Annotated in this window: 12 protein-coding genes; all 12 read right to left on the reverse strand. The window is 47.6% G+C overall.

The features are described 5' to 3' along the window. Positions 1 to 32 precede the first annotated feature (32 nt). Entirely contained in the window at positions 33 to 1,682 is a 1,650-nt protein-coding gene (locus tag ARA78_RS13040; protein WP_082423638.1) for an amidohydrolase, read from the reverse strand. Positions 1,683 to 1,759: 77 nt separating this feature from the next. Next, a complete protein-coding gene (locus ARA78_RS13045; RefSeq protein WP_055280694.1) occupies positions 1,760 to 2,590 on the reverse strand; it encodes an ABC transporter permease in 831 nt (276 codons plus the stop codon). A gap of 12 nt (positions 2,591 to 2,602) precedes the next feature. Then, on the reverse strand, positions 2,603 to 3,469 hold the full coding sequence (locus ARA78_RS13050) for an ABC transporter permease (RefSeq protein ID WP_055147902.1): 867 nt from the start codon (positions 3,467 to 3,469) through the stop codon (positions 2,603 to 2,605). A gap of 59 nt (positions 3,470 to 3,528) precedes the next feature. Continuing rightward, positions 3,529 to 4,644, reverse strand: a complete 1,116-nt coding sequence (locus ARA78_RS13055) for an ABC transporter ATP-binding protein (protein WP_015533491.1) — start codon at positions 4,642 to 4,644, stop codon at positions 3,529 to 3,531. Between the two features lie 34 nt (positions 4,645 to 4,678). Beyond that, positions 4,679 to 5,017: a P-II family nitrogen regulator gene (locus ARA78_RS13060; protein ID WP_015533492.1), complete on the reverse strand. Its 339-nt coding sequence runs from the start codon at positions 5,015 to 5,017 to the stop codon at positions 4,679 to 4,681. Between the two features lie 347 nt (positions 5,018 to 5,364). Then, positions 5,365 to 5,511 carry a hypothetical protein gene (locus tag ARA78_RS13960; RefSeq protein ID WP_156337956.1) on the reverse strand — a complete coding sequence of 49 codons (147 nt, stop codon included), beginning with the start codon at positions 5,509 to 5,511 and terminating at the stop codon, positions 5,365 to 5,367. A 196-nt stretch (positions 5,512 to 5,707) separates the two neighbouring features. Next, complete coding sequence (locus ARA78_RS13065) at positions 5,708 to 6,853, reverse strand: tyramine oxidase subunit B (RefSeq protein WP_055273932.1); 1,146 nt, start codon at positions 6,851 to 6,853, stop codon at positions 5,708 to 5,710. Positions 6,854 to 6,961: 108 nt separating this feature from the next. Continuing rightward, positions 6,962 to 8,140, reverse strand: a complete 1,179-nt coding sequence (locus ARA78_RS13070) for an iron-containing alcohol dehydrogenase (RefSeq protein ID WP_022216189.1) — start codon at positions 8,138 to 8,140, stop codon at positions 6,962 to 6,964. A gap of 117 nt (positions 8,141 to 8,257) precedes the next feature. Then, positions 8,258 to 9,397 carry an NAD(P)/FAD-dependent oxidoreductase gene (locus ARA78_RS13075; RefSeq protein ID WP_055273930.1) on the reverse strand — a complete coding sequence of 380 codons (1,140 nt, stop codon included), beginning with the start codon at positions 9,395 to 9,397 and terminating at the stop codon, positions 8,258 to 8,260. Then, the gene (locus ARA78_RS13080) at positions 9,390 to 9,722 is read right to left on the reverse strand and encodes a (2Fe-2S)-binding protein (protein WP_055273928.1); all 333 of its coding nucleotides are present in this window, start codon (positions 9,720 to 9,722) and stop codon (positions 9,390 to 9,392) included. Before ARA78_RS13080 ends, ARA78_RS13075 begins: the two co-directional genes overlap by 8 nt. Continuing rightward, on the reverse strand, positions 9,719 to 11,296 hold the full coding sequence (locus tag ARA78_RS13085; protein WP_330376012.1) for an FAD-dependent oxidoreductase: 1,578 nt from the start codon (positions 11,294 to 11,296) through the stop codon (positions 9,719 to 9,721). The genes ARA78_RS13080 and ARA78_RS13085 overlap by 4 nt, the downstream gene beginning before the upstream one ends. A gap of 12 nt (positions 11,297 to 11,308) precedes the next feature. Continuing rightward, the coding region (locus ARA78_RS14610) for a 2Fe-2S iron-sulfur cluster-binding protein (RefSeq protein WP_172674935.1) at positions 11,309 to 11,411 on the reverse strand (103 nt) is incomplete at its 5' end.

Raw genomic sequence — 11,411 nt, forward strand, 5'->3', positions numbered from 1 at the left:
CTTTTATTGAACACCAGTCTGGTTGTTTATTCTTACGCCCAGACTTTCTCACCACATATATAAGTGGCTGTAACCTGTGTCTTGTAGATGTCTTCCTTCGGGATAGTAAGGACATCCGAATCCAGCAATACGAAGTCGGCATCCTTGCCTGCTTCAAGGGAACCCTTTGTCTTCTCAAGCCTGTTCTGGTATGCTCCGCCATATGTGAGGACCTGAAGACCATCCTCAACACTTATCGTCTCGCCGGCACCCATCTCTTCCATCTCCGGATGTCCGGGCTGTTTTCTGTTCACCATGAGATGAAGTGCATCCATAGTTCTCGGTGGAACCGTTACAGGGAAGTCGCTGGCACAGCTTGTGACGATTCCAGCATCTGTGATGGATCTCATATAGTATTCCTTGGAGGCTCTTTCTTCTCCGAGAAATGGCTTCTCCAAAGTGTCATAATACACTCTGTTCCTGAAGTGCCAGTATGGATTGGTGACTGCCACCACACCAAGGCTCTTCATCCTGTCCACATGCTCCGGCACCATGACCTGAAGATGTGTTATGGCATTTCTGTAATCCCTGTCTGTTTCTGTCTGTCCGTACTCATATGCATTCAGCACCTCGTCTATCGCAGCATCGCCGATCGCGTGTGCATGTACATAGTATCCCGCATCAAGAGCACGTTTCACCGCCGCATTTGTCCTCTCCTGGCTGAGCATCGGCTCACCCTTATCTCCTGGGGCATCCGCGTAATCATCTCTGAGAAAAGCTGTATGACCTTCCACTACTCCATCTGCAAATATCTTTAACGTGTTCACCTGTATCTTAGGAACATACCGGAACTTCTCATGATACTTTGCAAGTTCAGCAAACACATAGTCCTCATCATCAACAGGCTCTAGCGTGTAACCTACCCTGAATGTCACCTTTAGTTTTCCCTCGCTGTTAAGCTTTGCATATCCGGCAAATCTTCTGTCATAGTTCTGTTTCTTGTCAAACATTGGCTCAAATGCTATTGTGACGCCATTTGACATGGCTATATCCTGATAACATTCTATAGCATGTGCAAAGTTGTCAGCAGTCATCTCAGGCAGCACCGCACTGAACAGATTGCCCGCCATCTCCTTGAACCATCCCGTTGGTCTGCTTGTTCCCGGATACCTCACTATCACACCATTGGGAACCTCAGCGGTAGTTTCATCAATCCCGACAAGTTCCATAGCTTTGCTGTTCACCCAATATGAGTGGTGATCCTCGCTTATCATGACCATCGGCACATCCGTCGATATGTCATCCAGTATGTCAGCGGTCGGTCCCAAGGATCCAAATACTCCATTTTCAAAACCGGAACCGCTCACAACCTTCTCGTCAGGGTGGCTCGCCATATAATCTTTTATCGCCGTCACATAATCGTCTATGCTCTCCTTATTTGCAAGGCTGACACCATACACTATCTCAGTGGTGCTTGATATGTGTGCATGTCCCTCTGTCATTCCCGGTATCACAAGTCCTTTGTCATGTTCTATAACCTGTGTATTTTCGCCTGCATAGCGTTCTGCACCGGCTCTGTCACCCACGTATATGATCTTTCCATCGGCGACCGCCATAGCCTGCGCCAGACTGCGTTTGCTGTCCGCCGTATAGATTTTTCCATACACTATAAGGTCTGCTGTCATCTTTGTCGTTTCATCCATTTGTTACGCCTCCTTGCCATATATGTCTTCGGAACATATTCTGTATTCCCGAATTACTGCGCATCTATCTTACGGAATTACTGTGCATCTATCTTGCGGATGTCTCTTATCTCCCTGCGCTTTGATATAAACCTTCCAAGTGCCCCCGCAAGGAGGTAGATCACAACTATTCCGACTATCATCAAAGTTGATATGACATATACATTTGTGGTGATCTTGCCTCTGACCATTCCGTATACCTTGATAGGGAATGTGATATCCCCGGCTCCGGATACGAAGTAGCTGATTATTACATCATCTATCGAGAGTGTGATGGAAAGCAGCGCTCCGGATATGATTCCAGGTGTCAGCATTGGAATGGTGACTCGCTTTAACGTATGCCACTGATTTGCCCCGAGATCCATGGCTGCCTCCTCTATAGAGCTGTCAAAATTCGCAATTCGTGATCTCAGTGTGATGATGACAAATGGCAGACAAAATGTAACGTGTGCGAACACCATGGTCGCAAATCCCATGGTCATGCCCATCTTGGAAAACGATGCCAGTGAGGCAAGGCCTATAACCAGCTCCGGGATGACTATCGGCACGTACAGAAGTCCGTTGATAAACTTCTTGAGCTTGAACTCGTACCTGTAAAGTCCTATGGTTGCCAGAGTTCCTAGAACCACCGATATGACCATGGACACTAACGCCAGCTCTATGGACAGCCAGAAGTTCTTCATAAGTGAGTCCCCCTGGAACACCTCCAGATACCACTTGAGTGTGAATCCGTCAAACACCATATTTGTATTGTTCTTGTTGAACGAGAACAGGATGATGACAAATACCGGCATGTACAGGAACAGATATACAAGTGCCATGAATATGATCGATCCCGCGCCCATCTTCTTCTTTTCTTTTCGCTTCATATCCATCCCTCCTTATGCCAGATCATCCAGATCTCCAACCTTGCTGTACGCCTTCAGCACAACCAGAGTGAAGATGATCAGAAGTACCGAGAACGCTGCGCCCAGTGGCCAGTTACGTGCCACAAGGAACTGGTTCTGTATCAGATTGCCAAGATATGCCGCGCTGCCGCCGCCCATGACATCCGATATGAAGAATGCTCCAAGGCTCGGTATGAATACCTGTATCGTTCCTGCAAATATTCCCGGGAGCGTCATCGGGAGTATGACTCTGATAAATGTTTTTATCTTTCTTGCCCCCAGATCGTATGATGCCTCAACCAGCGAATGATCAAGCTTTGATATGCTGCTTGTAAGCGGCAGTACCATAAATGGGAAGAAGGTATACACCATGCCGAAGAGGACTGCCCCCTCCGAGTACATCATCTGTATCGGCTGGTCTATGATTCCTATCTTCATCAACAATGTATTTACAAAGCCGCTGTCTCTCAGTATATTTGACCATCCATTCAGTCTGATGAGACCATTTACCCAGAATGGCAGCATGATGAGAAGTGTGAGCATTCCGCGTATCTTGTCCGGCACCTTGCACAGCATATAAGCAAATGGATAAGATATGATGAGGCATATCACGCTTGTCTCAAATGCCATGACAACCGACTTCCACATGACCGTCAGATACAGCGGATCAAATATCTTCTTATAACTGTCAATTGAGAACTTGCCGACAACTCCGCCATATGCACCCTTCGTCATAAAACTTATGACCACAACATATATAAGTGGGATGAGAAGGAAAAACAACAGCCACAGGGATGTTGGACCAACCATACATAATATCGGCAGAGTGTTCTTTTTCTCCTTTTTCTTTTTTTCTTTCATAGCAAAGCCTCCTTGCATAGCCGAAACTTAATCCGGTTATCATTACACGCAGATATTTCTTATTTAAGAACTGCATCCTCTATGGCGTCGTACATCTTATCCTCCTTGGTGTGTATGACAACCGCCTTGTCCGGCTCCCAGTACACTGACACTGCCGTGCCATCAGGATATACCGTGGCATCAGGATGATTGTTGACCTTGACTTCCTTGCCATTTGGCAGTTCCACTATAGTCTTAAGGACCGAACCAACATAGATCTGATCCTTGACGATTCCTTTCAGTGTAAATCCATCCACCGGCTTGTCTGACAGATGCGTATTTTCGGGACGTACCGATATGTACACGATCTCTTCCTTAACAAATCCCTCGCCCTTCGCTCTGACCTTTCCATTCTCCATCGTAAGCCCAAGATCAGTGCCTTCTATGGTGTCCACATTTGCCTCGAATATGTTGGACTCTCCTATGAAGCTTGCAACAAATTTGGTCTGTGGGTTCTCGTATATCTCTTTTGCCGTACCGATCTGCTCAAAGTGTCCCTGATGCATGACAGCTATCCTGTCGCTCATGGTAAGCGCCTCTTCCTGATCATGGGTTACATACACAAATGTGATTCCCAGCTTCTTCTGTAGCCTCTTGAGCTCCACCTGCATCTGCTTTCTGAGTTTCAGATCAAGTGCTCCGAGTGGCTCATCAAGAAGCAGTACCTTCGGTGAGTTTACCAGTGCCCTGGCAATTGCAACTCTCTGTTTCTGTCCACCTGACATCTGCGATGGCTTTCTCTTCTCAAATCCATGGAGCTGTACCAGATCCAGCATTTCCAGAACTTTTTTCTTTATCTCCTTCTTGTCCATCTTCTTCTCAACAAGGCCAAATGCTATGTTGTCAAAGACTGTCATGTGAGGGAAAAGAGCGTAACTCTGAAACACCGTGTTAACATCCCTGTTGTACGGTGCCAACTCTGTGACATCCTTATCTTCTATGTATACATTTCCCTCCGTGGGTGTCTCAAAACCTGCAATGATACGAAGTGTGGTCGTCTTGCCACAGCCTGATGAACCAAGCAATGTCAGGAACTCTCCCTCGTATATGTCAAGGCTGATGGGCTTCAGCACCTGATTGTCGCCAAATGACTTTGTTATGTTTTTAAGCTGTACTATTGCTTTTCTCTCTTCCATCAGCAACTCACCTCACTCTTTTCTAAAGTAGTAATCAAAGTATTGATTCTCCGTGTTCTCCTGTCCTTATCCTCATGACATCGTCAACATTTGTTATAAATATCTTTCCATCTCCAACCTGACCGGTGGAGAGTTTCTCACATATCTCTGTGAGTATGTCATCCAGATCCTCGTCAAGTATCACGGTCATGACGTAGAGCTTTGGCAGGAGATTGATCTCCATCCCAAGCTTCTTGAATTCTTCGCTGTAGCCCTTCTGGTGTCCGCAGCCCATGGCCGACATGACGGTGAGTCCGCTGTATTCATTCTTGCTGAGTATCTTCTTGAGTGGCTCAAGCTTCTCTGGTCTGATGATGAGTTCTATCTTCTTCATATCCATTCCTCCTTACAAATAAAAAAGAGAGCAGCGGAGTCATATTCCTATGAGCTCCTTTGCTCTCTTCCATGTGTTCTTGCTTTTAATTTTCACTCATTGTAGAGTCTGGTATAATACCAAGGTCAATGTTTTTTGTCATTTCTTTAATTGTTTATTTTATTCGGTGGATGTGGTTTATTTTGGCAACTGAGATTTGAACCTACTTAATATTGTTAACCCAGTCAGTTGTCTCATGCCTGTAACCTTTTTATCCTTTTCTGCCAGTTTCATTCCTGTTTGCAAAAAAATTATCCCTGGGCGGGCTTTTTTGACCGTCCAGGGACAATCCGATTCTTTTCTTGATATTAATTGCTGAATATCTTGGGAAGATCACTATCACCATGTTCCTGAAATATGTAGAGCTGCGGATACTCATCGCTAACCACATAATCTATGGCTGAAGTGATTGCTCCCTCACCGTCAAAGGACGTCTCCGATGAGTACGCTGCCATGTTAGTCTGTGTAACATAGTTATCACTGTATGGAGCGTATTGCCAGTACAACAACAGATATTACAAATGAATACGATCCGTTCCTAAGAGCAGTTCTGTTTTTTATGCTCACTTTATAGCAAAAGGCCACGGTCTAACATTCACCGTGACCTTTGAAGCTCTAAATCTGCTATATGAAAAAATCCCGTTCTTAAAACTACCTCATATATGGCGCATCCCACAGCTTAAGCTTTGTTCCGATGCCTTCCCTCAGAGCTCTCTGGTAGCACTCATAGCCCCAGCCGACATCAAGGATCGGCATGCCGCCAAGGCTCACAAGAAAGATCTCGTCATCACTCGTTCGTCCCGGCTCGAGGCCACGCATTATGTTTCCCAGATGTCTGATCTCACTCTTCTCTATCCAGCCATCCGTCACCATATTTACAAAGTGTATGCCTGGTGTTCCAAGTGATATCCTGTTGCCATCCTCGTCCCACTCCTGATACACATTTACATATTCCTCATACATCTGTATATTGTCTACAACCTTCGTCACGTGGTCCCTGACAAACTCCAGATCCATATCCATGGTTCCAGATGATATGATCGTGCATCCAGGCTTCACCCATGCCGGATCTATGACAGGCCATTTTCTCGGTTCAACAGATACCGCCTCCGCTATGATATCTGCATCCCTCACGGCCTCCTCCAGAGTATCGCAGATGATTATCTCCTTGAGACTCTTATAGTTCTCCCTGGCGTAATCCGTCAGTTCATGGGCTGTGTGCGAAGTCTTTGAGCTGCCCTTGATCTTCAACACCTCCAGGTCCGGGAACTTTGCCATGATAGCCATGAGACTTGTCCTTCCTATGACTCCTGCGCCGAGGATCGTCAGAACCCTGCTATCCTTTCTTGCAAGATACATGGCAGTAAGCCCTGGCATCGCTCCGGTTCTCATGGCACTTAGGAGATTGGCTGACATGTACGCAAGCGGCTGGCCTGTCTCCACGTCATTCAGTGTCGCCATGAGTATGGATCTCGGCAGACCCTTGTGCGAATTTCTGCCATTTGAGCCATACCACTTCTCACCGCACATATGAAATCTTCCTCCGAGATATGCCGGCATCGCCATGAATCTCCTGTCCGCCGAGTCCGCAAGCGGGAAGTTCGGAATGTCCGACTTCTCCGGAAATATGAGCTGTACACCGTGGTCGTTATGCGCTCTGCCGCCCATGAGATAGTCTCCCTCGCTGAGGAGTGTTATGACCTCCCCTATGGTGTCCACAGCTCTGTCCGCATCGAGTACACCCGCCTTTATCATGTCCTCTTCATTCAGAAATAAGAATTCAACCTTGCTGTCCATACTGCCACCTCCTGCTGTAATTCCTGTCATCCACAAAATATCTGATCTTTGTTAGCCATTACCACAGTCCAACTGTATATATATCAAATCATGCATTTTGCGATGTTGTTACTTTACGTTTTTAAAACATCTTCTATAAATCTCCACTACATCAGACTTCGTCAGAGGCACCCTGCAATGCTCAAGGTCCTCTGATGCCGCCTTCTCAGCCATCTCGTCAAAGTCCTTCTCATAAGGCACGCCCAGCTCGCCGAGATCCGAGGTCAGACCCATATCCTCATATAACTTCTGTGTCTTTGATATTGCTTCTCGGGCTATATCATAAGGGGCCTTTGTCTTTTCTATATCCCATACATTCACGCCGTAATTTACCAGAACCGGAAGGCTCTTCTCGTTAAGAATGTAATCCATCAGAACCGGCGTGATGATCGCAAGTCCGTGTCCATGTGTTATATCATAGTAAGCACTCAGCTGATGCTCTATGGAGTGCGCCGGCCATGGGCCATCCTTGCCACACGCTATGAATCCGTTTATCGCCCACTCAGATGCCCAGAGGATATTTGCTCTGGCGTCATAGTTGTCCGGCTCTGAGACTGCCACCGGGCCGTACTTTATAAGGGTTTTAAGAAGAGCCTCCATCATGCGGTCCTGCATGTATGTGTCTCCATTATCTGCAAAATAAACCTCAAATATATGGTTCATGATATCCGCCACACCTGCTGCCGTCTGGTATGCAGGAACGGAAAATGTATACTCAGGGTCAAGTATCGCATAAGCAGGATAGAGCAGATCGGATGCGATATCCTTCTTCTGCTTTGTCTCCTCATTTGTGATAACTGCAAATGGATCCATCTCAGAACCCGTCGCAGCCATAGTCGCGACAGCTATGATCGGCATAGCATTCTCTATCTTCTCCGGGTGTCCGACCAGATCCCATGGATCACCGTCATAGCACGCTCCGGCTGCTATAGCTTTGGAACAGTCTATTGTACTTCCGCCTCCCACAGGAAGTATCACCTTCACATCATGCTCCAGACACATCTGCACACCCTTCTTCACCGTTGTGAGTCTCGGGTTGGGTTCTACACCCGAAAGCTCAATATGGGAAATGTGACTACAGTCAAGTAACTTGATTATCCTGTCGTACAGCCCTGTTCTCTTTATACTTCCGCCTCCGTACACCAGCAGAACACTGTCTCCGTATTCGCTGATGTACCCTGGCAGATCATCAATGGCGCCCTTGCCAAATGATACCTTTGTCGGAATATTATAAAAAAAATTCTCCATGTTATATCTCTCCTTTAGCTTATTGTTATTATTGATACTTTTGCTCTGTGGAGTACCTATTATATTGCTCAACAGAATTGCTTCATCAATAATATACGCCTCTGATCCATATGCTGTCTACCTGACAGCCTTGAATCTGTCATACCGTAGAGATGATATATCCACCACAGTCTTCTCGCCGAGCACCATCTGTGAGAGCATCAGTCCAACAGCCGGTGCCGTTCCAAATCCATGCCCTGTAAATCCACATGCCAGTATAAGTCCCGGGACCTCGTCAACCTCGCTTATGACTGGAACACCATCATAGCAGAGATCAAGCCATCCGCCCCAGGTCCTTACGATCTTGGCATCAGCCAGCATCGGTATGTATCCCATGATCGCCCTGCATCCGGCAGATACGGTGAGCGGTGAAGTCCTGAGCTCATCAAGTCCCATGTCCGTTGTCTCCTCAAGTCCCGAATCTGAGCCAAATACAAATGATCCGTGCTGTGACTGATGTCCGTAAAAGTCAGCGGATGCAACACCAAGCATGATGTCGAACATGTGCGGCTGCACCTCCGTAACCAGCGCCTCCTCAAAATACTTTGTCATCGGCACATCTATTCCAACTGTCCTTGCAATGAATCTGCTCTCATATCCGGCAGCCAGTATGACCTTGTCCGCCTCGAACACCTCACCTGATTCCAGTATGACCTTTCTGAGTTTTCCTTTCACCTTCTCAAGTGCAGCCACCTTTGCATCTGTGAAGAAATTTACCCCGAGCTCCGTTGCCCTCTTGTAGTACGCCAGAGTCGTCAGCATAGGATTGGCATGTCCATCCGTAGGACACCAGCTTGCGCCGATTATCTCGTCAGAGAGATATGGGCAGATCTCCTTCACCTCTTTGCCATCTATGATCTTCATGTCAAGTCCGAGAGAGTTAGCATTTGCCGCAAGATTCCTGAGCTTTTCCATATGGGCATCAGTCTTGCCAAGTCTTAAGTTGCCCTTCTGATAATACTCCACGTCAACTCCAAGCTCCTCGGAAAGTGTCGGCCACATATTCTGCACTGCATACATAGCGTATGGCAGCTCCCTTACATCTCTTCCTGACTGTCTGACTCCGCCTCCGTTTCGTGAAGATCCTCCGTGTCCTATGCTTGGACTGCCCTCAAGCACTATGACATCCTTCATCCCAGCCTTTGCCAGATAGTAAGCAGCAGCGCATCCATTTACACCACCGCCGATTATTATAACCTCTGCTGTATGTTTACTCATGAGCCTCACCTCCATCTCTCGCAAGTATGCGCATCTCTGTAGGTCTCATAGGTGCCCTGGACGTGGCCGGCTCTATGTCAAGAGGTGACACATGAAGTTCCCTTGCCACAATACCCTTCACCAGCTTGCCACAGGTCTGTCCCTGACACAATCCCATCCCACACCGGAGGAATCTTCTTATCTCTTCTATCGTCAGCATTCCCGCATGGACTGCCTGCCTTATCTCGCCCTTTGTGACCTCCTCACACCTGCACACCAGTATGTCGTCATCCGGTGCCGGAACATAAGGTCCTATGGCATCAAGTTTTTCTCTGATATCTATCATAACCGCACCTCCTTGAAAAATCTTGCCTTCATCACCATGTCCTTCGGCACCTTCATGGTCAGCAGATTGGTATGGTCAAATGCTTTTGCACTTCTGACACTTACGACCTCCGCCTCGCACACCTCATGACCATCACGGCCAAGTGCCACGCCCTTTGTTCCTTTCTCTGGTATCGGAAGAAACTCATATGGAAGTGTCACCGTTCCATAGCCATCCCCGGTGTCCTCGTCCACCAGGAATATGGCCTGTCCTGAACAGCTTGCAACGCACATGCCACATCCTATACATGGATTTTCCGTCACTGTCGGAAGAGAGGTTATATTTGCCCCTATGCTTATGCACCCCTTCGGACACGCATCCTGGCACGGGTTGCACGGGATGTTCTGGGTGCACTCTATAACCGGATGTATTCCCTTCCTGTGAGTCACTCCAGGATATCTCTCTATCTCGTCATCTGCCACAAAGCCGTGCTCCAGCAGATTCATCGATACATCTATGCCTTCCTCTGTTTTCTCGATCAGCTTGCCCCTGTTCTTCGGTGCAAACATTCCCTCACGGAGGCTTCCAAGTGCATCCTCAAGCTCCGATGCACGCGCTTCCATCTCTGATTTATCTATAAACCCGAGATCCTGAGATATGACAGATCCCGCTATCCTGCCCTCGATCATGGCTGAGCTTGCCTCCTCGATTCCGGACACATCCCCGGCTGCAAATATTCCCGGCACTGAGGTTCTGCCCCATTCGTCACACTCAGGAACGTATCCCCCCGGAGTATCCTTCATCTTTACGCCCGCCTGCTTTAAAAGCTGTGACATAGGTGAAAGACCAACGGCAACGCATATTGTATCAACGTCAAATGTCTTTTCTGTTCCCTCTATGAAATTGAAGTGGCTGTCGACCTGTGCGATCTTCACTCCTGTCACCCTGTCGGCTCCACTCGCCTCAACTATTGTATGTGACAGGTAAAATGGAACTCCACATCTCGATATCTTCGCAGCATGTACTCCGTATCCTCCGATCCTCGGTGCCGCATCAACCAGTGCCACTACCTCACAGCCTGCCTGCATGAGCTGATAGCTGACTACAAGTCCTACATTTCCTGAACCGAGCATCAATATCCTGTTACCCGGCTTTATGTGGTGAAGATTCATCATAGTCTGAGCGGCACCTGCGCCGATGACTCCCGGAAGTGTCCACCCCTTGAAGGTTACCATGTTCTCGCTGGCTCCTGTTGCCACAAGCACACTGTCGCCCTTGAAATGCTTTATCTCATCACCGATCCTGACTGTCACTTCTTTCTCGTCATAGAGACCCACAACTGTTGCATTAAGTCTTACATCCACGCCCAGCTTATTTGCCTCCTCAAGAAGTTCGTAACCTATGTTGAATCCTCTTATCTTCGCCTTGTGTTCCTTTGAACCGAAGAACTTGTGTATCTGCTTGAAGAGCTGACCGCCCGGCTTTGCATTCTCATCAAATACTATCGGCTTCATTCCGTTCTTCGCAGCCTCTATCGCAGCTGAAAGTCCTGCCGGACCTGCACCTATCACTATCAGATCGTATCTCTCTATCATAGCGGTCACCTCCTAATAATCCTTCTCTGCCGACGCACCATACTGCGTCCTCACGTCCATTCCCTCTTCCAGAGGAGTGATGCACGTTCTTATATTTGGCTTGCCATTTACGACC

This window comes from Coprococcus eutactus (assembly GCF_001404675.1).
GTDB classification, from domain to species: domain Bacteria; phylum Bacillota; class Clostridia; order Lachnospirales; family Lachnospiraceae; genus Coprococcus; species Coprococcus aceti.